This window comes from Neisseria sp. HMSC070H10 (genome assembly GCF_001837635.1).
Classification (GTDB): domain Bacteria; phylum Pseudomonadota; class Gammaproteobacteria; order Burkholderiales; family Neisseriaceae; genus Neisseria; species Neisseria subflava_A.
This window is the reverse complement of the sequence record NZ_KV833376.1, coordinates 274,083-297,526: the sequence shown is the minus strand read 5'-3', so window position 1 is coordinate 297,526 and position 23,444 is coordinate 274,083. Positions and strand designations below refer to the sequence as shown.

At 46.9% G+C, this 23,444-nt stretch carries 23 protein-coding genes; 20 read left to right on the top strand and 3 right to left on the bottom strand.

Annotated features, from left to right (window positions below; translation table 11 throughout):
* Positions 1-57 precede the first annotated feature (57 nt).
* Entirely contained in the window at positions 58-1,062 is a 1,005-nt protein-coding gene (locus tag HMPREF2606_RS07340) for an FAD-binding oxidoreductase (RefSeq protein WP_070712518.1), read from the top strand.
* 224 nt (positions 1,063-1,286) lie between these two features.
* Here the strand turns inward: HMPREF2606_RS07340 and HMPREF2606_RS07335 are convergent, their stop codons facing one another.
* On the bottom strand, positions 1,287-3,395 hold the full coding sequence (locus HMPREF2606_RS07335) for a LysM peptidoglycan-binding domain-containing protein (RefSeq protein ID WP_070712520.1): 2,109 nt from the start codon (positions 3,393-3,395) through the stop codon (positions 1,287-1,289).
* A 156-nt stretch (positions 3,396-3,551) separates the two neighbouring features.
* On the opposite strand from HMPREF2606_RS07335, the gene HMPREF2606_RS07330 reads away from it, so the two are divergent.
* The 5 genes from HMPREF2606_RS07330 to HMPREF2606_RS07310 all read left to right on the top strand — a co-directional run bounded on the left by HMPREF2606_RS07330 (position 3,552) and on the right by HMPREF2606_RS07310 (position 8,528).
* On the top strand, positions 3,552-4,211 hold the full coding sequence (locus HMPREF2606_RS07330; protein ID WP_070712522.1) for a class I SAM-dependent methyltransferase: 660 nt from the start codon (positions 3,552-3,554) through the stop codon (positions 4,209-4,211).
* Positions 4,212-4,264: 53 nt separating this feature from the next.
* On the top strand, positions 4,265-5,092 hold the full coding sequence (mutM, locus tag HMPREF2606_RS07325) for a bifunctional DNA-formamidopyrimidine glycosylase/DNA-(apurinic or apyrimidinic site) lyase (protein ID WP_070712751.1): 828 nt from the start codon (positions 4,265-4,267) through the stop codon (positions 5,090-5,092).
* A gap of 64 nt (positions 5,093-5,156) precedes the next feature.
* Positions 5,157-5,942, top strand: coding sequence for a 1-acylglycerol-3-phosphate O-acyltransferase (locus HMPREF2606_RS07320; RefSeq protein WP_070712523.1), 786 nt, complete (start codon positions 5,157-5,159; stop codon positions 5,940-5,942).
* 188 nt (positions 5,943-6,130) lie between these two features.
* Complete coding sequence (locus tag HMPREF2606_RS07315; RefSeq protein ID WP_003747251.1) at positions 6,131-6,868, top strand: redoxin family protein; 738 nt, start codon at positions 6,131-6,133, stop codon at positions 6,866-6,868.
* A 253-nt stretch (positions 6,869-7,121) separates the two neighbouring features.
* Positions 7,122-8,528, top strand: a complete 1,407-nt coding sequence (locus tag HMPREF2606_RS07310) for a dihydrolipoyl dehydrogenase (RefSeq protein ID WP_070584122.1) — start codon at positions 7,122-7,124, stop codon at positions 8,526-8,528.
* Between the two features lie 79 nt (positions 8,529-8,607).
* Here HMPREF2606_RS07310 and HMPREF2606_RS07305 read toward each other — a convergent pair whose 3' ends face one another.
* Positions 8,608-9,738 (bottom strand): PilT/PilU family type 4a pilus ATPase, encoded by a 1,131-nt coding sequence (locus tag HMPREF2606_RS07305; RefSeq protein ID WP_004520139.1) that lies wholly within the window; start codon positions 9,736-9,738, stop codon positions 8,608-8,610.
* 204 nt (positions 9,739-9,942) lie between these two features.
* Between HMPREF2606_RS07305 and HMPREF2606_RS07300 the strand changes: the two genes are divergently transcribed.
* The 3 genes from HMPREF2606_RS07300 to lepB all read left to right on the top strand — a co-directional run bounded on the left by HMPREF2606_RS07300 (position 9,943) and on the right by lepB (position 13,589).
* On the top strand, positions 9,943-10,644 hold the full coding sequence (locus tag HMPREF2606_RS07300) for a 5'-methylthioadenosine/adenosylhomocysteine nucleosidase (protein WP_049336499.1): 702 nt from the start codon (positions 9,943-9,945) through the stop codon (positions 10,642-10,644).
* Between the two features lie 132 nt (positions 10,645-10,776).
* Entirely contained in the window at positions 10,777-12,570 is a 1,794-nt protein-coding gene (lepA, locus tag HMPREF2606_RS07295; RefSeq protein WP_049336500.1) for a translation elongation factor 4, read from the top strand.
* Positions 12,570-13,589, top strand: a complete 1,020-nt coding sequence (gene lepB / locus HMPREF2606_RS07290) for a signal peptidase I (RefSeq protein WP_070843473.1) — start codon at positions 12,570-12,572, stop codon at positions 13,587-13,589. Before lepA ends, lepB begins: the two co-directional genes overlap by 1 nt.
* Positions 13,590-13,643: 54 nt before the next feature.
* Here lepB and HMPREF2606_RS07285 read toward each other — a convergent pair whose 3' ends face one another.
* Positions 13,644-14,522: a DMT family transporter gene (locus HMPREF2606_RS07285; RefSeq protein ID WP_070712527.1), complete on the bottom strand. Its 879-nt coding sequence runs from the start codon at positions 14,520-14,522 to the stop codon at positions 13,644-13,646.
* Positions 14,523-14,760: 238 nt separating this feature from the next.
* Between HMPREF2606_RS07285 and HMPREF2606_RS07280 the strand changes: the two genes are divergently transcribed.
* From HMPREF2606_RS07280 to purF, 11 genes are all read left to right on the top strand, one after another.
* A complete protein-coding gene (locus HMPREF2606_RS07280; RefSeq protein WP_070712530.1) occupies positions 14,761-15,300 on the top strand; it encodes a gamma carbonic anhydrase family protein in 540 nt (179 codons plus the stop codon).
* A gap of 14 nt (positions 15,301-15,314) precedes the next feature.
* Positions 15,315-15,914 carry a Maf family protein gene (locus tag HMPREF2606_RS07275; protein WP_070712532.1) on the top strand — a complete coding sequence of 200 codons (600 nt, stop codon included), beginning with the start codon at positions 15,315-15,317 and terminating at the stop codon, positions 15,912-15,914.
* A gap of 88 nt (positions 15,915-16,002) precedes the next feature.
* Positions 16,003-16,782 (top strand): 16S rRNA (adenine(1518)-N(6)/adenine(1519)-N(6))-dimethyltransferase RsmA, encoded by a 780-nt coding sequence (rsmA, locus tag HMPREF2606_RS07270; protein WP_070712535.1) that lies wholly within the window; start codon positions 16,003-16,005, stop codon positions 16,780-16,782.
* A gap of 60 nt (positions 16,783-16,842) precedes the next feature.
* A complete protein-coding gene (locus HMPREF2606_RS07265) occupies positions 16,843-17,112 on the top strand; it encodes a hypothetical protein (protein WP_070843472.1) in 270 nt (89 codons plus the stop codon).
* Positions 17,112-17,840, top strand: coding sequence for an amino acid ABC transporter ATP-binding protein (locus HMPREF2606_RS07260; RefSeq protein ID WP_070712538.1), 729 nt, complete (start codon positions 17,112-17,114; stop codon positions 17,838-17,840). Before HMPREF2606_RS07265 ends, HMPREF2606_RS07260 begins: the two co-directional genes overlap by 1 nt.
* Before the next feature lie 63 nt (positions 17,841-17,903).
* Positions 17,904-18,263, top strand: a complete 360-nt coding sequence (locus HMPREF2606_RS07255; protein WP_003747228.1) for a hypothetical protein — start codon at positions 17,904-17,906, stop codon at positions 18,261-18,263.
* Between the two features lie 4 nt (positions 18,264-18,267).
* Positions 18,268-18,720 carry a protein YgfX gene (locus tag HMPREF2606_RS07250; RefSeq protein WP_070712540.1) on the top strand — a complete coding sequence of 151 codons (453 nt, stop codon included), beginning with the start codon at positions 18,268-18,270 and terminating at the stop codon, positions 18,718-18,720.
* A gap of 38 nt (positions 18,721-18,758) precedes the next feature.
* Positions 18,759-20,042: a bifunctional tetrahydrofolate synthase/dihydrofolate synthase gene (folC, locus tag HMPREF2606_RS07245; protein ID WP_070712542.1), complete on the top strand. Its 1,284-nt coding sequence runs from the start codon at positions 18,759-18,761 to the stop codon at positions 20,040-20,042.
* Positions 20,043-20,055: 13 nt separating this feature from the next.
* Entirely contained in the window at positions 20,056-21,201 is a 1,146-nt protein-coding gene (gene ftsN / locus HMPREF2606_RS07240) for a cell division protein FtsN (protein ID WP_070712544.1), read from the top strand.
* On the top strand, positions 21,194-21,727 hold the full coding sequence (locus HMPREF2606_RS07235; RefSeq protein WP_070459894.1) for a CvpA family protein: 534 nt from the start codon (positions 21,194-21,196) through the stop codon (positions 21,725-21,727). The genes ftsN and HMPREF2606_RS07235 overlap by 8 nt, the downstream gene beginning before the upstream one ends.
* Before the next feature lie 152 nt (positions 21,728-21,879).
* On the top strand, positions 21,880-23,424 hold the full coding sequence (gene purF, locus HMPREF2606_RS07230) for an amidophosphoribosyltransferase (RefSeq protein WP_070584150.1): 1,545 nt from the start codon (positions 21,880-21,882) through the stop codon (positions 23,422-23,424).
* Positions 23,425-23,444: the final 20 nt, after the last annotated feature.

Here is a 23,444-nt window from a genome sequence, read left to right as displayed (position 1 = left end):
AGGTCTTATTTTTCAGATGGCCTTTATTTTTGATTCTAAAATTATTCTAAAAATACCATGACACATACTATTACCTTATCAGATCAAATAACATTTACGGCAAACGATGATGAAACCGTTCTTGCTGCTGCGACCCGTCAGAATTTAAATCTGCCCCATTCTTGTAAAAGTGGCGCCTGTGGACAATGTAAGGCCGAGTTGATGAGTGGCGAATTTGAAATGGGCGAGCATATCGATAAAGCCATCAGCGCAGAAGAAAAAGCGCAGGGTAAAGTGTTATTGTGCTGCACTACTGCGAAGAGTGACCTGAAAATCAATGTGCCTGGGTTTAATCCGAATGCTTTACCGGTGCGTACTTTGCCTGTACGCATCGAAACGATTGAAATCAAACATGATGTTGCTTTGTTAAGATTGGCTTTACCTAAAGCGCCGTCATTTGCATTTTATGCCGGACAATATATTGATTTGCTGCTTCCTGGCAATATCAGCCGCAGCTATTCAATCGCCAATTCGCCTGACCAAGAAGGCGTGTTGGAGCTGCATATCCGTAAACGTGAAAACGGCGTATGTTCGGAAATGATTTTTGGTGTAGAGCCTAAGATCAAAGAAAAAGGTATTGTCCGCGTTAAAGGCCCATTGGGTACGTTTACTTTGCAAAAGGACGGCGATAAACCGATTATTTTGTTGGCAACAGGTACAGGTTACGTACCTATCCGCAGTATTTTGCTTGATTTGATTCATCAGAATAGCGAACGTCCAGTTCATTTCTACTGGGGAGCACGTCAACAGGAGGATTTGTATGCATTGGAAGAAGCAGAAGCATTAATAGGCCGTCTGAAAAATGCGAAATTCTCGCCTGTTCTTTCTAAGCCTGATTCCGATTGGAAAGGGGAGAATGGATACGTGCAAAATGTTGCCGCACAAAATTATCCTGATTTGAGCCAATATGAAGTTTATGCTTGCGGGTCACCAGCCATGACGGAGAGTGCGCAAATTTTGCTGACTCAAAAATGTGCTTTACCGGAAAATACCTTTTTCTGTGATGCTTTTTCACCGGCATAGTGATGTTTATACGGAATTTATATGTTTGAATGCAGGTTTTAAGAGTAAAATTTGATGGCAATCTGTTTGAAAAAGAGTGTGTTTTTGCACACTCTTTTTTCTATGTGGTAGTTATTGAACAGATGCTTATATAGCTATTTTGTTTTTAAAAATTGAATTGATTATTTATCATAAAGAAAAAGGCCGTCTGAATATTTCAGACGGCCTTTGTTTTGAAGCAAGTATTAGCTACCAATCAGTTTCAAACGTTGACCAGGGGTCACAGTACGGGTATTGCGGTTCCAACGACGAATATCATTAACATCAACATTGAAACGGCTGGCAATGGTGTTCAAAGTATCGCCTTTGCGTACAGTGTAGGAAACGTTTTGAATCGGGTTGCTGCGGACTTTTACCGGAGCAGCTGTAACACGGAGGATTTGGCCTTTTTTGATATTGTTGCCTTTGATGTTGTTGGCAATAATCAAATCGGCTACGCTCAAGTTGTAACGTTTGGAGATGTTAAACAATGTATCGCCATCTTCCACGCGGTGTGTGCCTGCTGCAAGTGCTGCAGTTTGTGTGTTTTGTTGACCACTTACACGGGCAAGACGTGCATTGATTCGGCTTTGTTGTTTAACGGTATTGGCTGCGATACGTTCTGTACGAGCGTTTTCAGCAGTGACAACAGTTTGAACTTGTTTGGTTTCAGGAGTCGCTTCAGCAACAGTCGCTGCAGGTTCCTCCGCAGGTCGGCTTTGTACCAAAGCCATCAGGTCATCATGCTCTTCTTGAACCGGCGCAGCAGCAACAGATTCAACTGCTGGAGAAGGGGCTACATCGTTTGCGGCAACAGTCGGTGCAGTCAAGTCGGCAGGGATAGCCGCTTTGGGTGCTTCTGCAACATTTGTGGTAGCAGGCTCAATAGCAGTATGGACCATGGCTACAACTGGGGCGGTCATTTCTATACTTGCAACTTGAGGCTGCTCTTTGGTTTCTGTTATCGCTACGGAAGTAACGTTTTCAGTTTTGCTGTGTGCAATAAAGTCAACCGGTTTAGTGGACTGAGGAACAACAGGTGCAACAATATTGGTCACGGTAGTTTGAGCGACTTTAACCGGTTCTGCTACGTTGGAAGCAATAATCGGAGACATGGCCGGCATATTGGATTGGTAAGTATCCGGCGTATTGTCTTTGTCAATAAAGTTAATAATGTCTTGGCTTTGGATAGCTGAGTTTTTAGCCACTAAAATGCTGCGGCCTTCAGAAATGGCGCTACCGCTCAGGCCATTGAGGCGCTTGAGTTCGGCTACGCTCATGCCGGTATCGTTGGCGATGGCATTAAGTTTTTTGTTGCCCAAAGAAGTATAAATATCCCAAGACATCAGGGTATCTGGATTGGCATTGCGGTAGTTCTTCTCAAATGCGGAAACCGCAGAAACCGGTAATAACAGACGACGATTATTTTTAGGGATAAATACCGGGGCATTGAAACCTGGGTTGAGTGCCAACAGTTCGCTTTCGCTGATGTTTGCAAAGCGAGCGATTGTGCTGTTATCGATAGGTTTGTCGATGCTGACAGATTTGAAATACGGCTGATTGCTGATTTCGCTGATATTCATGCCGAAAGTTTGCGGATTGGCGACGATATTGCGGACGGCCAAAAGTTTGGGAACGTAGTTGCGTGTTTCGTTCGGCATACGCAGGTTTTCGTATGTTGGTTCCAAACCTTGCGCACGGGCACGGTTTACGGCACGGCCGACGTTACCTTCGCCCCAGTTGTAAGCGGCAAGGGCCAAAGACCAGTCGCCGAACATACTGTGCAGGTATTGCAGGTAGTTTAATGCGGCATCGGTAGCAGCGTAAACGTCGTGGCGGCCGTCATACAAAGGCGTTTTTTCCAAGCCGAAGTGGCGGCCGGTAGCCGGCATAAATTGCCACAGGCCGGATGCGCCGACGTGTGATTTGGCTTTGGTTACAAATGCGCTTTCAATGAAAGGCAGCAAAGCGATTTCAGCAGGCATATTGCGTTTTTTAACTTCATTGGCAATATGGTACATATAAGGTTTGCTGCGGGAGATGGTGCGGTCGAAATATGCGCTGTTTGCAGCAAATTTGTTTTCATGGCGGCGAACCAGTTCTGTGTTGACTTCGTTAATGCGGAAGTCTTTACGTAATGATGCCCACAAGCTACCAGAGCCGAAGGTTTGTGCTTTGGCTTGGTCGAGCAGGGAAGAGTTGAGGCGCATCATTGCCATGCCGACTTGGTTGGGCGTAGCGTTTTGCGCGTAGGCTGTGGCGGAAACTGCCGACAGGCTTGAAACGGTCAGAACGATGGTTTTTAGTTTTGCCATAGTAAATAGAGTTATCAAATATATAATAAAATTTTGTCCCTTCGATGGTATCGTTTCAGCATTCAAACGTCAAGTCGGGCAGGGAATTTGCGTGTATGATGTGGTCGTGGTGTTAAAATTCTGTCACACAAGTCGGGATGCATAGGGGAGCATTTAATGGAAACTTTTTTTATGCAAACGCCAATGGGGCAATATCTTGCTCAAAAAGAGGAGGATTTTTTCAGACGGCATTTGCAATATTTGAATGGCCAAGTGGTGGTTCAATTGGGCGGCATATGGCAGAGGCCGTCTGAAAATATGATTGTGGTGCCGCGCGATGTGCGGATGGATGCTGAAATGTTGGCATTTGAAACGCATTCCGTGGATGTGTTATTGATGCCCCATCTTTTGGAAATTTCAACTGCCGATTTGGTGTTGCAAGAAGCATTTAGGATATTAAAACCCGAGGGTAGGTTGATTTTGACGGGGTTTAACCCTAAATCTTTGTGGGGGTTGAGCTCGTGGTTTGATGGCAAAAGACTGCCTATGAAATCTCAATGCTTGGCTCTGGCTGAGTTGAAACGAAAAACTGCCGCTATTGGTTTTGAAATGGAATATGGGCAGTTTATGGATTATCTGCCTGCTGTGAATTCATCATCTGCTTTGAAATTTTGGCAGTTTATGGAAAAGGCAGGGGATAGGTGGTGGCCGCAGTGTGCGGCGGTGTATGGTGTGGTTTTAACAAAACATTTGATTGGTGTCCATCCTTTGCCTGAATTGGAATCTGCATTTGATGGCAATACGGTTGCTTTAAGTACGGCACGTTTGGCCGAATAGTTTTCAGACGACCTATATATAATGATGGATAATGATGAATTTGGAGAATAATGATGCCTGAATTACCTGAGGTGGAAACGACTTTACGCGGAATCGCGCCGCATATTGATGGCAAAAAGATAGAAAAAGTCATTATTCGCCAGTTTAAATTGAGATGGCCTATCCATCCGAACTTGGCGCAAATTTTGGCCGGGCGCAAAGTTTTGGCATGCAACCGGCGTGCGAAGTATTTGATTGTTACTTTTGAAACGGGTATTTTACTTATGCATTTGGGTATGTCCGGCAGTTTGCGGATTTTTACCGCCGATGATGAGCGCATCGCCACGCCGGATAAACATGATCATTTAGATTTTGCATTTGATGACGGTACCGTATTGCGTTATCACGATCCGCGTAAATTTGGTGCGGTGTTGTGGTATGAGGGTATTGCCGAGCATCATCCGCTGTTGGAAAAACTGGGGCCGGAGCCGCTCTCGGATGATTTTAATGCAAATTACCTGTATCAGAAATTGAAAAACCAAAAGCGTGCAGTCAAATTAGCGCTGATGGATAATGCAGTGGTGGTTGGTGTCGGTAATATTTATGCGAATGAAAGTCTGTTTAAGGCAGGTATTTCGCCATTGCGTCCGGCGAATAAGCTGACCAAGAAAGAATGCGTATTATTGGTGGAAACCGTTAAAGCGGTTCTGCAAAGGGCGATTGCAACGGGCGGCAGTACGCTGCGGGACTTTGTCAATAGCGATGGCAAAAGCGGCTACTTTCAGCAGGAATATACGGTCTATGGCCGCCACAATGAGCCTTGTGTCCAATGTGGCGGGTTGATTTTTAAAGAAACTTTGGGGCAGCGTGGAACATTTTATTGTCCAAATTGCCAGAAATAGTTTCAGACGGCCTTAAATGTCAGAGGCTGTCTGAACATAATGAACACAATACAGAAGAAATTTTATGTCTAAACAAAAAGCTCCTTTTTTTAAACGTCTGAGCCGACTTTGCCGTTTGGCGGCTTGGTTGTTCCGAACCGGTCGGAATTTGCGTGCCATCGATGGCAATAATGCAGAGGAACGCAATCATGCGGTGGTTGTTTTGGGAAAAGGCGCATTGGATGCTTTGGATATCGAATTGGAAATCGGCGTACCGCCTCAAGGAAATGTGAGTGGTACTTTGGTGGTAGCCAATCATGTGTCTTGGTTGGATATTTTTGCCATGAGCGCCGTTTATCCGAGCAGTTTTATTGCCAAGCAGGAAATCAGCGGTTGGCCGGTTTTGGGAAAAATGGGTAAAAATGCCGGCACGGTGTTTATCAACCGCAATTCCCGCCGAGATATCGAGCCGATTAATCAGGCGATTTGTGCAGCATTGAAAGCAGGGCAGAATGTCAGCTTCTTCCCTGAGGCGCGTACTTCTTCCGGCTTGGGTATTTTGCCGTTTAAAGCTGCCCTGTTCCAATCGGCTATTGATGCGAAAGCGCCGATTCAGGCGGTAACTTTGCGATATTATGATGACGAAGGACAACGGACGGTTCTGCCATCCTATGCGGAGGTAAACCTGCTTCAATCTTTATGGCGCATTGTTTCTATGAAGAAAATCTGTATCCGCTTGGATTTCTCGCCTCAGTACAAATCGACAGATATGCCTGATAAAGACCGCTATGCTTTGAAGGATATTGCGGAAACAGCCATCGGTGAAATTGTGGCTTCGGATTCTCCCGTTCAGCCCTTACCTAAAAAATAATTTCAGTCAGGCACTTGTTTTATTTCAGATAGCCTTCATTTAGAGGAATAGCTGTTTTCGGTTTAATTGAATTGATAGTTTGATGTAATTAATATTATTTGAACTATAAATTATACAAATCGATGGGCCTGCATTAGAATGCAAGCATTGATTCATTTCTCAAACCCGAATTTTTAAGGAGCTTAAAAATGGCTTTGCAAGATCGTACCGGTCAAAAAGTACCTTCCGTAGTATTCCGCACTCGCGTTGGCGACACTTGGAAAGATGTTTCTACTGATGATTTGTTCAAAGGCAAAAAAGTAGTCGTGTTTTCTCTGCCTGGCGCATTTACTCCAACTTGCTCTTCTTCTCACCTGCCACGCTACAACGAATTGTTTGGTGCGTTCAAAGAAAACGGTGTTGACGCAATCTACTGCGTATCTGTAAACGACACTTTCGTAATGAACGCTTGGGCTGCTGAAGAAGAAGCCGACAACATTTACATGATCCCTGATGGCAACGGTGAATTCACTGAAGGCATGGGCATGTTGGTTGGCAAAGAAGACTTGGGCTTCGGCAAACGCTCTTGGCGTTACTCCATGCTGGTTAACGACGGCGTGGTTGAAAAAATGTTTATCGAACCTGAAGAACCAGGCGATCCTTTCAAAGTGTCTGACGCTGACACTATGTTGAAATACATTGCTCCTGACTGGAAAGCTCAAGAGTCTGTTGCCATCTTCACCAAACCTGGCTGCCAATTCTGCGCTAAAGCTAAAAAAGCGCTGCAAGACAAAGGCTTGTCTTACGAAGAAATCGTATTGGGCAAAGATGCAACTGTTACTTCCGTACGCGCTATTACCGGCAAGATGACTGCTCCTCAAGTATTCATCGGCGGTAAATACATCGGCGGCAGCGAAGACTTGGAAGCTTACTTGGCTAAAAACTAATTGCCTGTATGCTTAAGACGGCTTGAAAAAGCCGTCTGAAAGACCCAAATATAGAGTTATTCAGACGACGTTTGCAAATCGGCGTTCTGAATAACTCTATATTTACAAATAGAATTTGAGATTATTGTTTTAAATCGATATTTAGGTATTGACTATTAATTTTTAAATTTTGATAGTTTATGAAGTTTAGGCCGTCTGAAAACGGATAACCTGATGGCAATATCGGTTTGGATATAGACAGTAAGGATAAAATATGAAAAAGATTCAAGCAGATGTGGTAGTGCTGGGTGGCGGTACAGCCGGTATGGGCGCATTTCGCAATGCCCGACTTCAAACAGACAATGTTTACCTGATTGAAAACAATGTATTCGGAACAACTTGTGCGCGTGTCGGCTGTATGCCGTCCAAATTGCTGATTGCGGCTGCGGAAGCGCGCCATCATGCTCTGCATACTGATCCGTTTGGCGTGCATTTGGATAAAGACAGCGTAACGGTAAACGGCGAAGAAGTCATGCATCGAGTGAAGTCCGAACGCGACCGTTTTGTCGGTTTTGTAGTCAGCGATGTAGAAGAGTGGCCTGCCGACAAGCGTATTATGGGTACGGCAAAATTTGTTGACGAACACACCGTCCAAATCGATGACCACACTCAAATTACTGCAAAAAGTTTTGTGATTGCCACAGGTTCGCGCCCTGTGATTTTCCCTCAGTGGGAAGTTTTGGGCGATCGCTTGATTGTGAACGATGATGTTTTCTCTTGGGATACCCTGCCTAAGAGTGTGGCCGTATTCGGTCCTGGCGTAATCGGCTTAGAGTTGGGTCAGGCTTTGCACCGTTTGGGCGTAAAAGTTGAAATTTTTGGCGTGGCTGGTGCCATTGGCGGTATTTCCGATCCTGTTGTCGCTGAAGAAGCCAAAACCGTTTTTGGTGAAGAGTTGACTTTGCATTTGGATGCCAAAACCGAAGTCAAACTGGATGCTGAAGGTAATGTTGAAGTTCATTGGGAACAAGATGGCGAAAAAGGTGTGTTCCATGCCGAATATGCTTTGGCTGCCGCCGGTCGCCGTCCGAACGTAGACAATATCGGTTTGGAAAACCTGAATATCGAAAAAGATGCGCGTGGTGTGCCTGTTGCCGATCCGTTGACCATGCAAACCAGCATTCCGCACATCTTCATCGCAGGCGATGCGTCCAATCAATTGCCTCTGTTGCATGAAGCTTCCGACCAAGGCAAAATTGCCGGTCACAATGCCGCTATTTTCCCGAATGTTGAGGGCGGTTTGCGCCGTAGCGTAATCGGCGTGGTATTCACCAGTCCGCAAATTGCCACTATCGGTTTGAAATATGCGCAAGTTGCGGCAAAATATCAACCTGATGAGTTTGTCATCGGAGAAGTTTCCTTCCGAAACCAAGGCCGAAGCCGCGTTATGTTGGTAAACAAAGGCCATATGCGTTTGTATGCTGAGAAAGCAACCGGCCGTTTCATTGGTGCGGAAGTTGTCGGCCCTGCTGCCGAACATTTGGCACACTTGATGGCTTGGGCGCATCAAATGAAGATGACGATTCCGCAAATGCTGGATATGCCGTTCTACCATCCGGTTATCGAGGAAGGTTTGCGCACTGCATTGCGTGATGCCGATGCAAAATTGAAACAGGCTTGATTATTTGATGGAATAAAGGCCGTCTGAAACTCATAGTAAGGTTTCAGACGGCCTTTTCTATGCTTTGAAGCTTTTACTTTTAAATCAATTCTAAATCTGGACCGGCATTTTGCGCACGACGGCTTCGTAATTGAATGTCTAGGCGCAAATCGTGGGCGGAGTCGGCATTTTTAATGGCGTCTTGATAGCTGATATCGCCGTTTTCATACAAATCATATAAGGCTTGGTCAAAAGTGATCATGCCCATGCCAGTTGATTTTTTCATCATTTCTTTGATGTTGTGGACTTCGCCTTTTCGAATCAAGTCGGCAATAATGGGCGAATTGAGCAAAACCTCGACAGCCGCTACGCGTCCCCGTCCGCCTTCACGGGGAATCAGGCGTTGCGAAATAAAGGCTTGCAGGTTGAGCGATAAATCGGTTAGCAACTGGTTACGGCGCTCTTCGGGGAAGAAGTTGATGATGCGGTCCAGCGCTTGGTTGGTACTGTTGGCGTGCAGTGTCGCCATACACAAATGGCCGGTTTCCGCGAAGGAAATGGCGTAGTCCATGGTCTCGCGGTCTCGGATTTCACCAATCAGGATAACATCCGGCGCTTGGCGCAGGGTATTTTTCAATGCAATCGGCCAATTTTCTGTATCTACACCGATTTCACGTTGGGTGATGATGCAGTTTTTGTGTTGGTGGATAAACTCAATCGGGTCTTCGATGGTAATAATGTGGTCGAAGCTGTTTTCGTTTCGATAGTCGATAAGGGAGGCGAGGGAAGTGGACTTGCCCGAACCTGTACCGCCGACAAAAATAACCAAACCGCGTTTTCTGAGGGCGATGTCTTTCAGAATCGGTGGCAGATTGAGCGTTTCAAATTTAGGGATATTGCTGGTAATGGAGCGGAACACTAATGCAGTTGCGCCGCGTTGAACCATTGCATTGACACGGAAGCGGCTGGTATCGGGCAGGCTGATGGCGAAGTTGCATTCGTTGGTGGAAGAAAATTCTTCGATTTGTTTGGAAGACATAATCGAAAAAGCGATTTCCATACATTTTTCAGCACTCAGCGGCTCATCGCTCAGTCGTGTGATTTTGCCATCCACTTTCATGGCAGGCGGGAAATTGGTGGTAATGAAAAGGTCGGAGCCTTTGTATTTGTTCATATGGCGTAGCCAAGCGAACAATTCTTCTTTTGCGCCCGGAGTATTTTCGTCAAACATAAGAATTTAGATATTTAAAATAGAGTTATTTTATTGAGAATAATTATAACAGAAGCAATCATTATTTGCTGTTTTGCCCGCTAGAGCGGCAATCTGTTTTAAATTGAGTGTCGTGTTGGGAATATAGCAGATTTTTCAGTATCCCTGTGATTTTAAATTCTGCTGTTATAATGTTGCTCGATTAGTGAATGGAAAGGTAACGAGATGTCAGTACAAACAATTGCCGTGGTCGGCGCAATGGAACAGGAAATCGAGCTTTTGCGTGAAAGTATGGCCAATGTCAAGCATGTGTCCTTCGGTAAATTCTCGGCATATGAAGGCGAATTGACTGGAAAACGCATGGTATTGGTTTTGAGTGGTATCGGTAAGGTCAATGCAGCGGTTTCTACTTCTTGGGTCATTCATCAGTTTGCACCGGATTGCGTCATCAATACCGGCAGTGCAGGCGGTTTGGGTAAAGGTCTGAAGGTTGGCGATGTGGTTATCGGCGAAACTGTGGCGCATCATGATGTTGACGTAACGGCTTTTGGTTATGTTTGGGGACAAGTACCGCAACTTCCTGCTGTGTTTGTATCGGATTCAAACCTGATTCGTCAAGCAGAAAAGGCAGCGCAAGTGTTTGAAGGTGCGGCCGTAACGCAAGGCCTGATTGTCAGTGGCGACCGTTTTGTACACAGCAGCGAAGGTGTTGCGGAAATTCGCAGTCATTTTCCTGACGTAAAAGCAGTTGAAATGGAAGCTGCGGCGATTGCGCAAACCTGTCACCAGTTGGAAGTGCCGTTTGTGATTATTCGTGCCGTATCCGATTCGGCAGATGAGAAAGCGGACATTAGCTTTGAAGAGTTTTTGAAAACGGCTGCCGTCAGCTCGGCGAAGATGGTGACCGAGATTGTCAAATCGCTATAAAATCATGCAAAAGCGTTGAATTTCCGTTAGAATACGGAACGATTCAACCTTATTCTAAGGCCGTCTGAAAACCGAATCCCTGTTTTTTCAGACGGCCTTTCAGCCTTTAATTGCATTTATCTTAATAACAATATGAAAAACATACGGAATTTCTCCATTATTGCCCACATCGACCACGGCAAATCTACGCTTGCTGACCGTTTTATCCAATACTGTGGCGGTTTGGATTTGCGCGAAATGAGTACGCAGGTGCTCGATTCCATGGACATCGAAAAAGAGCGCGGCATTACCATTAAAGCGCAAACCGCCGCGCTCAACTATAAAGCACGCGATGGGCAGGTGTATCAGCTCAACCTGATTGATACTCCGGGACACGTCGACTTCTCTTACGAAGTATCCCGTTCGCTGTCGGCTTGCGAAGGTGCGCTTTTGGTGGTCGATGCGTCTCAAGGTGTAGAAGCGCAAACCGTGGCGAACTGCTATACCGCGATTGATTTGGGCGTGGAAGTTGTGCCTGTTTTGAACAAAATCGACTTACCTGCAGCAGAACCCGATCGCGTGGAGCAGGAAATTGAAGACATCATCGGCATTGATGCCGTTGGTGCGGTGCAATGTTCTGCAAAAAGCGGCATTGGTGTGGAAGATGTTTTGGAAGAGATCGTTGCCAAAATCCCTGCGCCGACTGGTGATGAAAATGCGCCGTTGCAAGCGGTTATTGTCGATTCGTGGTTTGACAATTACGTCGGCGTAGTTATGTTGATTCGTGTGAAAAATGGCACCATCAAGCTGAAAGACAAAGTGCGCTTTATGAGCACTAAGGCGGAAACTCAGGTTGAGCAGCTGGGTGTATTCACGCCGAAATCGGTTCAAAAACAAGAACTCAAAGCCGGCGAAGTAGGCTTTTTGATTACCGGCGTAAAAGAATTGGGTCAGGCGAAAGTCGGCGATACGGTGACTTTGGTTGCCAACCCTGCCTCTGAGCCGCTGCCCGGCTTCCAAGAAGTACAAAGCCAAGTATTTGCGGGCCTCTATCCTGTGGAAAGCCACGACTACGAAGCCTTGCGTGACGCTTTGGAAAAATTGCAGCTGAACGATGCTTCGTTGAAATTTGAGCCTGAGGTTTCCCAAGCATTGGGCTTCGGTTTCCGTTGCGGCTTCTTGGGTCTGTTGCATTTGGAAATCGTGCAGGAACGTTTGGAGCGCGAGTTCGACATGGACTTGATTACCACTGCGCCAACGGTGGTTTATGAAGTCGTGTTGAAAAACGGCGAGAAAATCGAAGTTGAAAACCCGTCCAAACTGCCTGAAATCAGCACCATCGAAACTATTCTTGAGCCGATTATCACTGCGACCATTCTTGTGCCGCAGGAGTATGTCGGCAACGTCATGACTTTGTGTAACCAAAAGCGTGGTGTTCAGGTCAATATGCAATACATGGGCCGTCAAGTCATGCTGACTTATGATTTGCCGATGAACGAAGTCGTAATGGATTTCTTTGACAAGCTTAAATCGACTTCGCGCGGTTATGCTTCGTTGGACTACCATTTCAAAGAGTTCCAACCGTCTGATTTGATTAAGCTCGACATTATGGTCAACGGCGAAAAAGTCGATGCCTTGAGCCTGATTGTGCACCGTCAAAGCGCCGTTCACCGCGGTCGAGAGCTGGCATCAAAAATGCGCGAACTGATTCCGCGCCAAATGTTCGACATCGCCGTCCAAGCCGCCATCGGCAGCCAGATTATCGCCCGCGAAAACGTCAAAGCCCTGCGTAAAAACGTTTTGGCGAAATGTTACGGCGGCGATATTACGCGTAAGAAAAAACTTCTTGAAAAACAAAAAGCAGGTAAGCGCCGCATGAAACAAGTGGGCAATGTGGAAATCCCGCAAAGCGCATTCTTGGCGATTCTGCAAGTGAGTGATAAATAATGAGTATAAATCTGACTTTAGGCGCAATCGTTGTACTGCTGGCCGGCTTGGTCCTCAACTTCAAAAGCAGCAAAGAGCGTCAGGAAAACGGCGAATGGAGCTCCGGCTTGCAATGGAGTTATCTCTTGTGCATGGTCGGCGTATTCGGCATTTTGTCCGAATTTATGAGCTTTACCGCCGTATTGCTGGTGTTTGTCGTGTTCACCGGTATTGTTTGGGCAATCCATAAAGGCCGTCTGAAAAAAAGCGAAACCGGCGAAGACAATGCACATTTTACCGACTACATGGGCGGCTTTTTTCCTATCATCTTGGTTATCTTTGTATTGCGCAGCTTTATTGCTGAGCCGTTCCAAATTCCGTCCAGTTCCATGCGTCCGGGCTTGGTCAAAGGCGATTTTATCTTGGTAAACAAATTTTCTTACGGTATCCGCCTGCCGATTTTGAATAAGGTCATTATCCCTGTCGGCAATATTGCCCGAGGCGATGTCGTGGTGTTCAATTACCCACTTCAGCCTGAGATGAATTACATCAAACGTATCGTCGGTATTCCGGGTGATGTTGTGGAATATCGTGATAAGGTTTTGACTGTTAACGGTGAAATTATTCCCGAAAAACCAAACGGCAATTATCAATACGCAGATGATACCGATCCGTCTATGATTCATACGCTTGAGCGTTTTCAGACGGCCTTGAACGGCAAAAACTTTGATGTTATCAAAGAGGCCGGTCAGCCTTCCGTATCTATTGCCGTATTGAACAAATATACTTCCGAAGTGATGCCTGAAAGCAATTACTCGCTTGAAACAAGCGGTTTGGAAAATTGCGAATACGCAGAAGACGGCAATGGCTTTATCTGTAAAGTTCCTGAAAGCCGTTATTTCGCGATGGGCGATAACCGCGACAACAGCGCCGACTCCCGTTATTGGGGATTTGTCGATGACAAACTGATCGTCGGTAAAGCCTTCTTCGTTTGGATGAACTTTGGCGAACTCAGTCGTATCGGTACCAGTATCAAATAAGCAATAAACAGATTAAAAGGCCGTCTGAAATTTTTCAGACGGCCTTTTTTGTATCTATTTTTTGTCTTTTAACGAACCTAAATAAATCGCCAATAAAGTCAAAGTGGCGCCGCTCCATTGGATGATGTTAATCGGTTTATCCAGCCAGAAATAATCGATCAACATGGCGGCGACTGGTTCGGAGAGCAGTAGTAGGCCGGTCAGTGATAAGGATAAAAGCGGGATGGCGTAAGCAATCAATGCCCAAGCAAAGCATTGCATGACGATGCCGTAGATGGAGACTAGAATCACATCGTTTAAAGTTTTGGGGTAAAGATGGGCGGCATCGAATAGCAGCGATGGGATGACCAGCGCCATTGCGCCGCCGAAGCTTAAAATCATCATCAGCGGAAACAAACCGACTTTTTCCTGCTCATGGGTTTTGCGTACGAAAACCATAGACAGGGCCAGCATGGCACCGGATACTACGCCGCTGACAAATCCCCATGCGGCATTGTCGTTATGACCGAACTCTGGGCTGCCGATTAAGGCTACGCCTATGGTGGCCAATATCAAACTTAAAATTTGCAGGGTGCTTAAACGTTCTGAATAAAAGAAGAAGCCGATGGCGGCTAAAAAGAAAATCTGCAGGCTGTTGAGCAAGGTTGAAATGCCGGGGCCTACGGCGTGAATGCTTTCGTGCCAAAGGGCAAGGTCGAATGCGAGGAAAACGCCGGATAAGATTGCGTAGCCAACTGTTTTTCTTTTTGTGGGCATTTTTTGTCTGAAAAAACGCCCGAGCAGGGAGAATATAGGGGCGGCGATCAGCAAGCGCCAGAATGCGATGGCGTAAGAGCCGACATCGACAAATTTGACGATCAAACTGCCCAAGCCGAAGACGACGCAGCCGACGACGAGCAGGGGCGCTGCATAATTTCCTGAACGTGTGTTCATCGGCTTCTCCAAGAATCAAATGAAGGCGATTATTCCATAAAATATAGCTGGGGCGCTAATGATAAATAGTCGTAAGCCAAGATAAAGGGTTTATGATGAAAGGCCGTCTGAAAACTATTTCAGACGGCCTTTTGATGATTTTCTGGCTTGATTTCGTATTGTTGTAGTATAAAATCGTTTTACGCCGTGTTTTCAGACGGCCCGATCAGTTTTGGTTTTGAGAAAAGGATTATTGGAAATGGCAAACCCTATTCGTGCGTTTTTGGATTATGTGCCGTCGGTTGATGAGTCTTGTTTTGTAGATGAGACTTCGGTAGTGATTGGCGAAGTGTCGCTGGCGGAAGATGTATCGATTTGGCCTTATGCCGTATTGCGCGGCGATGTGAACAGTATTTCTATCGGCAAACGCAGCAATGTGCAGGACGGCAGTGTTTTGCATGTATCGCATAAGAATGCGGCGAAGCCTGACGGTTCGCCTTTGATTATCGGCGATGATGTGACGATTGGGCATAAGGTCATGCTGCATGGCTGCCGAATTGGGAATCGTGTGTTGGTGGGCATGGGTTCGATTATTTTGGATGATACGGTTGTCGAAGATGATGTGATGATAGGCGCGGGCAGTTTGGTGCCGCCGCGCAAACGTTTGGAAAGCGGTTTTTTATACGTCGGCTCGCCTGTGAAACAAGTGCGTCCGCTGACTGATGAGGAAAAGGAATTTTTGACGTATTCGTCCGCGCATTATGTCCGACTGTCCGGTCAGCATAAAATGTCAAAATAAGGAAAACCAATACAATGAACGCAATTTATCTGGCTTCGGGCAGTCCGCGTCGTCGTGAGATTTTGGAGAATTTGGGTTTCACGGTACGTCGCCTTCCTGCGGATATTGATGAAACCCCCAAAGAAAGCGAAGCCGCAGTAGAGTATGTGCGCCGTATGGCCTGCGAGAAAAATCAGGTAGCAGTAGCGCAATGGTTTATTGCTCATGATCAAGAGCCTGAGTTTGCTGTATTGACGGCGGATACGACGGTGGCGGATGGTGCGGCTATTTTGGGTAAACCGGAATCCGAAGCGGATGCGGTCGATATGCTGGAACGCTTGTCCGGACGGACGCATCAAGTATTGACGGCTGTATGCGTTTACTGGCAAGGCGTGCGCCATGATGTGGTGCAGACGAGCGAAGTGCGCTTTAAAACGTTGACGGCTGAGGAGATTGCAGCCTATGTTGCCAGCGGCGAGCCGATGGACAAAGCCGGTGCGTATGGGATTCAGGGCTTGGGCGGCGTATTTGTCGAGCATTTGCAGGGCAGTTTTACCGGCGTGATGGGTTTGCCGGTTTATGAGACCGCGCAACTACTGAAATCTTTGGGTTTGGAAGCGCCACCGTTTGCTTAAAATTAGGCAAATGCCGTCTGAAAGCGTGCCGACAAAAACGCCTGTTTCAGTTACAATACTGCCTTAAACAGCTTGCTTGAAGAAAGATATGAAAGAACATAAGGCCCGGAAACGCTTCGGGCAGAATTTTTTGCAGGATACGCGGATTATTAGCGATATTGTCAACGCGGTCAGACCGCAGCCCGATGATATCGTGATTGAAATCGGCCCGGGCTTGGCCGCCATTACCGAGCCTTTGGCGAAAAAACTCAACTGCCTGCATGTTTGCGAAATCGACCGCGACATCGTACGTCGTCTGAAAACCCTACCGTTTGCAGACAAATTGGTGATACACGAAGGCGATGTATTGCAGTTTGATTTCAACAGCATTGAAGGCAAGAAAAAAATTGTCGGCAACCTGCCGTACAATATTTCCACGCCGCTTTTGTTCCGATTGAGCGAAGTGGCAGACGATGTGATCGATATGCACTTTATGCTGCAAAAAGAAGTGGTCGAACGCATGGTGGCGCAGCCGAAAACCAACGACTATGGCCGTCTGGGCGTGATGCTGCAATATTTCTTCGATATGGAAATGTTGATTGAAGTACCGCCTGAATCCTTTGATCCTGCGCCAAAAGTAGATTCGGCCGTCGTTCGCATGATTCCGGTGAAACACCGCATCGGTAAAGCGGAAGATTTTGAACATTTTGCCAAACTGGTGAAACTGGCTTTCCATCAACGCCGCAAAACCATACGCAATAATTTGAAGGAACTTGCAGGCGATGATGATTTGCAGGCAGTCGGTATCAATCCGCAGGACAGGGCAGAACACATTGCCGCTGAAAAATATGTGGCATTGAGCAATTATCTGGTTCAAAAGGCCGTCTGAAACAGTGATGGCAATTTTTAAGCAACCTCTTATTCAAAGGGGGGACTGGGTGATTCATATTTGTGGCGCAAGTTGGCGCAGTATTTTTCCGGTAAGGATATGCCGCCTGAGCGGCACCGTTTTGAAGCGGCAATTATCGGCGCAGTTTGGGTATTGACCGGGCATCGTCTCGATAGGGAAGAGCAATTTAAAGTCAATCGGTACAATCAAGGTGGAACCTCCGACGGCATAGTCAGCTGCCGCTTTTGGCTGGAAACTGCCATTCCTTTGCTTTGGCAGCGGCAAGCGCAACTTAAGCCCCGAAAATTTTGGCAGTTTGGAAAGAAATAATGATTAAATTCAAAAATGTACACAAACATTTTAAAGATTTGCACGTTATCAACGGCGTGAATCTGGAAGTCAAGCAAGGCGAAGTGGTCGTTGTATGCGGTCCTTCAGGCAGTGGCAAATCGACGTTGATTCGTACGGTAAACCAACTCGAGCGCATTGAAAGCGGCGAGATTTGGGTGGACGGCATCAATGTTGCCGATCCGAAAACTGATTTGAACAAAGTGCGTGAAGAAGTGGGCTTTGTGTTCCAAGGGTTCAATCTGTATCCGCATTTGACTGTCTTGGAAAATATTATTCTTTCTCCGATGAAAGTGAAAAACCAAAGCCGTGAAGAGGCGGAAAAGAAAGCGATGGAGCTTTTGGAACGTGTCGGCTTGGCGTATAAAAAAGACGCGCTGCCCGGTCAGCTTTCCGGCGGTCAGCAGCAGCGTGTGGCGATTGCACGCGGTTTGGCGATGGAGCCGCGCGTGATGTTGTTTGACGAGCCGACTTCCGCGCTTGACCCTGAAATGGTCGGTGAAGTATTGAAAGTGATGAAAGACTTGGCGGAAAGTGGCATGACCATGATGTGTGTGACCCATGAAATGGGTTTTGCGCGCGAAGTTGCCAACCGTGTGATTTTTGTCGATAAAGGCCAGATTCTGGAAGACGAAACGCCGGAAGAATTTTTTACCAATCCGAAACACGAGCGTGCCAAACAATTCCTGCAACAGGTGATGACACATTAAACTCAGGCCGTCTGAAATTTCAGACGGCATGATCGGTTTGAATGATTTTGAAAGTTGAAAATAATGTATTTTGTTGACCGTACTGCTGTTGTGCTGAAGCCGACCGCCCGTTTTTTGGAATGGCTGAAATCCGCCGATGAAAATATGCCTGACCTGACCGTCGAGCAACTGCGCACCAACTGCTCTGTATTCCTTGTACCGCAATTTGACGAACCCGAATCCGTCATTTCTTATTTTGACGAACGCTACCAGCAGATTTTTGAAGCCGAGTTGGCCGGCTGGGACATCGATAAAAGCAAATGGCCGCAAGACATGAGTTTGAAGGCTTTTTGGGAATTTTTCGATACCGAAATCCACGATATGGTTTTGGATATGGAAGAGGCGGAATTGAACATTACGCCTGTTTTCGACAATATGATGTAAAGCCGTGCGCAGTTTTCAGACGGCCTTAAAGCCCTCGCGTTCTTTGAAAATTCTGATTGTCTTCTTACACCTTTCGGCGGTTGCCTTATGCCTTGCCGAGTTTTACGGTTGGATGATGTGGCTGGGTTTGGCGGCATTGGCCGGCAGTTTTGCCTATGCTTGGCGCAGCGTTAATTTTCAGACTCAAAATGCGGTCAGAAAAATCATCATCGACCGCCAATACCGTGCGACGGTTTACTTGAATGACGAGGAAGAGGGAAGAAGCGCGGTTTTGCAAGACAGCAGTATGTTGACGGTTTATGCTTTGTTTTTGCAATGGAATGTTGACGGAAAAATGGTTAAACACTGCATCTTGCCCGATATGGCCGACCGTGATGCCTACCGTCGTCTGAAAGTATGGGCGCGCTGGTGCCGGGAAAAAGAAGACAAAGCAGAACTTGCGGCAGATATGGATTAAACGGCTGTTTCAGACGGCCTTTTGAAGCGATAAATACAATGAAAACATTACAAGACTGGCTTTCTCATTTGGAGACTGCCCATAGTTCCGGCCTTATCGATATGGGTTTGGAACGCGTGGGAGAAGTGAAAAAACGCATGAATTTGGTGCCACAATGTCCTGTCGTCGTGGTGGCGGGTACCAATGGCAAGGGTTCCGTATGCGCCTATTTGTCGCATATTTATAAAGAAGCCGGTTTTAAAGTCGGTACGCTGACCAGTCCGCACCTTCTGCGTTACAACGAACGAATCGCCATCAACACTCAGCCGGTTTCAGATGAACTGATTGTTTCCTCATTTGAGCGCATCGAAGCGGCGCGAGGCGAAATTTCGCTGACGTATTTTGAGTTTAATGCTTTGGCTGCCGTCGATATTTTCATGCGTGAAAATGTGGACGTAATGATTTTGGAAGTTGGTTTGGGCGGACGATTGGATGCCGTGAATGTATTCGATGGCGACTGTTCGGTCGTTACCAGCGTGGATTTGGATCATCAGGCATTTTTGGGCGATACCGTTGAGCAGGTCGGTTTTGAAAAAGCCGGAGTGTTCCGTAGCGGCAAACCTGCCGTGTGTGGTCAGAATCCTGCACCTGAATCATTGGTCAAACACGCAGAAGAAATTGGCGCAAAACTGTTGATGGTTCAGCGAGATTTTGATTTTACGTCAATGGAAAGCGTACAGTGGAACTACCGCTTCCATCCGCAATCTTCAGACGGCCAAAGCCGTAACCGCAATTCCTTGCCGTTTCCTGCTTTGCGCGGTGCCTATCAGTTGTCCAATGCCGCGTGTGCATTGACGGTGTTGGAGTGTTTGAATAATCAGCTGCCCGTTGACATCGGCGCGATTAAACGCGGTTTGCTGTTGGTTGAGAATCCTGGACGTTTCCAAGTTTTGCCCGGCCGTCCGCTGGTGGTTTTGGATGTCGGCCACAATCCGCACGCAGCACGTGCTTTGCGCCGCAGCCTGATTAACCTTGCCTTTGCACAAAAACGTACCGCCGTATTCAGTATGTTGTCCGACAAAGATATTGATGGCGTGCTGGAAATCGTTAAAGATCAGTTTGACGAATGGAATATTGCGCCTTTAGATGTGCCGCGCAGCATGACGGTGGAGGCTTTGCAGGCTAAACTAGCTGAACACGGTATCGACAATGTAAATGTTTTTGAAACTGTCGCTGCAGCCTACCGCGCTGCTTTGGCTAAAGCAACCGAAAATGATAGAATCGTCGTTTTCGGCTCATTCCATACTGTTGCCGATGTAATGGCTGTTTTGAAAGAACACTAACGAGGAAATTATCATGTCCGACAATAAACAAAAAGAAACTCCAAACGGATACGATTTAGACGGTTACGAACGACTGAAACGTCGCAACCGCCGTCGCTTGGTCTTGGCCTCCGGCTTGGTGGTGGCATCGGGTATGCTGTTCGGTCTGGCGCTGACTTCCGGCGACGATAAAAATTCACCGTTTAAAGAAGCGCCTGTCGGTCAGAGCCAAGTCAAAACGGCTGACGAGCCGAGCAAGGCTGTTGTTTTAGAGCCGAATAAAGAGGATGTTGCGATGGCTGAAGAAGCAGCCCGCCATGCGGATGCCGAAGCGCAAAGTAAACCTCAAAATGCCGGCGACGAAGAAGACAATGCGCCGGTTGAAGTATTGAAGCCAAACCGTGAGTCTGCTCCCGAAGATGTCGGCGAGCCGTTGGTTTTGATTAATGATACTTTGGATGACGGCAATATTAAAGGTTTGGAAGAGTCTGAGCGTATTCAACGAGCTGAGGCCGCCAAACGCGAAGCTGCGGAGCGCCGAGCCGAAGAACGCCGCCAACGCCAGGCAGAACAACGTGCTGCGGCACGCAAGGCACAAGCCCAACAGGAAGCGGATGAAAAAGAAAACGCATTGGCTGCTAAAAAACGTGCACTTCAAGCGCGTGCTGAAAAAGCAGAGCGTGAAGCGGCTGCCGAACGCAATAAATTGGCACAATTGGAAAAAGCAGAGAAAGCCATTGCTGAGCGTAAATCTGCCAAAAACAGCAAAGACAGCGTAAAAGACAAGGCCGAGCCTGCTAAGAAAGCAGAAGCCAAAGTTGAAAAACCAAAAAATGAAAAGGCTAAACCGGAAACGGCCAAAGCAGAAAAAGCCGATAAGGTAAAAACTGCCGAGAAGCCGTCTGAAAAAGCCAAGCCTAAAGCTGAAAAAGAAACAGCAGAAGCCAAGCCTGCGAAAAAAGCTGCCATTCAGGCTGGTTATGCTGAAAAAGAACGTGCGCAAAGCCTGCAACGTAAAATGAAAGCCGCAGGTATCGACTCGACCATTACTGAAGTGATGACCGATAAAGGTAAGGTGTATCGCGTGAAATCAGCCAGTTATAAAAATGCACGCGATGCAGAGCGCGATTTGAACAAATTGCGTGTACATGGCATTGCAGGTCAGGTGACCAGTGAGTAATTTGCCTGTTGCCGATTTGTTGGCGACCACCGTCATCGTCATCTGCATCATTATCTCGTTGACACGGGGTATTATTGCTGAAGCAGGGGCGATGGTGGCGTGGGTGGTATCGTTTATTGCAGCCAGAACGCTTGCCGTTCCGTTTGCCGATGTGGTCTTTAAATCGGTTGAGTCGCATTCTTTGGCGGTTGCCATGGGTTTTGCCGCTGTGTTTTTTCTGGCATGGCTGTTGCAGAAACTGGCACGATCGCTGTTGAGCAGTTTGATGTCTGCCGTTGGTTTGGGAAGCATCAACCGTTTGCTTGGCGGCGTATTCGGTGCAGTGAAAGGTGTGATTTTGGTGACACTGGCAGTGATGGTTTTTTCACACACTGATTTGCCGAAAACGGAAGAGTGGCAAAGTTCGCACACAATTCCGTATTTTGAATCACTTGCTGATGCTGCGATGCCTTATCTGCCAGGGAAAGATACCGCAATGCCGCATCTTTCGGGTAAAGCAGCTGAAGTTGAAGAATTGGATGATTGAATTTGACGGATTCAGACGGCCTATGGGTCGTCTGAATCCGTTTTTATTTGCGTAAATTTGACATCATATTGTCAACAATTCGAGCAAACTCATCTAAATTATTTTATAATGACAGCTTACCCATTTAATCTTCAAACTCGGAGAAGCACGATATGTGTGGTGTATTAGGTTTGGTCAGTCATGAGCCGGTCAATCAGATGTTGTATGATGGTTTGCAGATGTTGCAACACCGTGGTCAGGACGCAGCAGGTATTGTTACTGCCGAAGGCAATATATTTCATATGCACAAGGGCAAAGGCATGGTGCGCGAAGTGTTCCGTACCCGCAATATGCGCGACTTGGTCGGTAATGCAGGCATTGCACATGTCCGCTATCCGACTGCAGGCAATGCGGGCAGCAGCGCAGAGGCTCAGCCGTTTTATGTCAGCTCCCCATTCGGCATTGTTTTGGCACACAATGGTAATCTGACTAATACCGAAGAGCTCTATGAAAACGTATGCAACAAACACCTGCGCCACGTTAATACCAGCTCCGATTCTGAAGTCCTACTCAATGTATTCGCACACGAATTACGCCGCGAAGTCTCTAAAAATACAGCCCCTTATCAACTTACCATCGACAATATTTTCAACGCCGTTTCCGAAGTACACCGCTTGGTGCGCGGCGCATACGGCGTAGTAGCCATGATTGCAGGATACGGCATGCTGGCTTTCCGGGATCCTTTCGGTATCCGTCCGTTGGTTTTGGGTTCGCAAATTGACGAATCCGGCAAAAAATCTTATGCTGTTGCCTCCGAATCCGTTGCTTTCAATGCGCTTGCCTATGATTTGGAACGCGATATCCAGCCGGGCGAAGCTGTATTTATTGGTTTTGACGGCACGATTATTTCCCGTCAATGCAGCGATAAAGCCAAATTAAGCCCTTGTCTTTTTGAATATGTTTATTTTGCCCGACCGGACTCCGTCATCGATGGCGTTTCCGTTTATCAGTCCCGTATGGATATGGGTGTATCTTTGGCAGAAAAAATCAAACGCGAGCTGCCTGTCGATGATATCGATGTCGTGATGCCGATTCCCGATACCAGCCGACCCAGCGCGATGGAGCTTGCCGTTCATCTCGAAAAACCTTACCGCGAAGGTCTGATTAAAAACCGCTACATTGGCCGCACCTTTATTATGCCTGGCCAAGCAACACGCAAAAAATCAGTACGCCAAAAACTCAGCCCGATGGAAACCGAGTTTAACGGCAAAAGCGTTTTATTGGTGGATGATTCCATTGTACGCGGTACGACCAGCCGTGAAATCGTCGAAATGGTACGCGCGGCAGGTGCACGCAAAGTCTACATTGCTTCTGCCGCTCCTGAAGTACGCTATCCGAATGTGTACGGTATCGATATGCCGACCCGTGAAGAACTGATTGCAAACGGCCGCAGCGCAGCAGAAATCGCAACCGAGATTGGCGCAGACGGCATCGTCTTCCAAAACTTAGAAGATTTGGAAGCAGTAGTCAAAGCACTCAATCCAAAAATCGAATCCTTTGATTCTTCATGCTTTAACGGTGTTTATCAAACCGGCGATATCGATGAAGCATATCTGAACCGTCTCTCTACCGAAAAATCAGGTTGTGGCGGCTTGAAAGTTCATCCAAGCAAAATGGAACACAGCATCAGTATCAGCGATAGCGATGATGAAGAATAAAGTAAATTGACTTACAATAA

Excerpts from the sequence above, each read along its gene's own strand:
- HMPREF2606_RS07315 (WP_003747251.1), top strand. The coding sequence starts at position 6,131 with ATGGCTTTGCAAGATCGTACCGGTCAAAAAGTACCTTCCGTAGTATTC.
- HMPREF2606_RS07275 (WP_070712532.1), top strand. The coding sequence starts at position 15,315 with ATGAACGCAATTTATCTGGCTTCGGGCAGTCCGCGTCGTCGTGAGATT.
- lepA (WP_049336500.1), top strand. The coding sequence starts at position 10,777 with ATGAAAAACATACGGAATTTCTCCATTATTGCCCACATCGACCACGGC.
- HMPREF2606_RS07320 (WP_070712523.1), top strand. The coding sequence starts at position 5,157 with ATGTCTAAACAAAAAGCTCCTTTTTTTAAACGTCTGAGCCGACTTTGC.
- folC (WP_070712542.1), top strand. The coding sequence starts at position 18,759 with ATGAAAACATTACAAGACTGGCTTTCTCATTTGGAGACTGCCCATAGT.
- HMPREF2606_RS07310 (WP_070584122.1), top strand. The coding sequence starts at position 7,122 with ATGAAAAAGATTCAAGCAGATGTGGTAGTGCTGGGTGGCGGTACAGCC.
- HMPREF2606_RS07300 (WP_049336499.1), top strand. The coding sequence starts at position 9,943 with ATGTCAGTACAAACAATTGCCGTGGTCGGCGCAATGGAACAGGAAATC.
- HMPREF2606_RS07280 (WP_070712530.1), top strand. The coding sequence starts at position 14,761 with ATGGCAAACCCTATTCGTGCGTTTTTGGATTATGTGCCGTCGGTTGAT.
- HMPREF2606_RS07330 (WP_070712522.1), top strand. The coding sequence starts at position 3,552 with ATGGAAACTTTTTTTATGCAAACGCCAATGGGGCAATATCTTGCTCAA.
- HMPREF2606_RS07255 (WP_003747228.1), top strand. The coding sequence starts at position 17,904 with ATGTATTTTGTTGACCGTACTGCTGTTGTGCTGAAGCCGACCGCCCGT.
- HMPREF2606_RS07305 (WP_004520139.1), bottom strand. The coding sequence starts at position 9,738 with ATGTTTGACGAAAATACTCCGGGCGCAAAAGAAGAATTGTTCGCTTGG.
- HMPREF2606_RS07260 (WP_070712538.1), top strand. The coding sequence starts at position 17,112 with ATGATTAAATTCAAAAATGTACACAAACATTTTAAAGATTTGCACGTT.
- HMPREF2606_RS07335 (WP_070712520.1), bottom strand. The coding sequence starts at position 3,395 with ATGGCAAAACTAAAAACCATCGTTCTGACCGTTTCAAGCCTGTCGGCA.
- ftsN (WP_070712544.1), top strand. The coding sequence starts at position 20,056 with ATGTCCGACAATAAACAAAAAGAAACTCCAAACGGATACGATTTAGAC.
- HMPREF2606_RS07285 (WP_070712527.1), bottom strand. The coding sequence starts at position 14,522 with ATGAACACACGTTCAGGAAATTATGCAGCGCCCCTGCTCGTCGTCGGC.
- purF (WP_070584150.1), top strand. The coding sequence starts at position 21,880 with ATGTGTGGTGTATTAGGTTTGGTCAGTCATGAGCCGGTCAATCAGATG.
- mutM (WP_070712751.1), top strand. The coding sequence starts at position 4,265 with ATGCCTGAATTACCTGAGGTGGAAACGACTTTACGCGGAATCGCGCCG.
- rsmA (WP_070712535.1), top strand. The coding sequence starts at position 16,003 with ATGAAAGAACATAAGGCCCGGAAACGCTTCGGGCAGAATTTTTTGCAG.
- HMPREF2606_RS07340 (WP_070712518.1), top strand. The coding sequence starts at position 58 with ATGACACATACTATTACCTTATCAGATCAAATAACATTTACGGCAAAC.
- lepB (WP_070843473.1), top strand. The coding sequence starts at position 12,570 with ATGAGTATAAATCTGACTTTAGGCGCAATCGTTGTACTGCTGGCCGGC.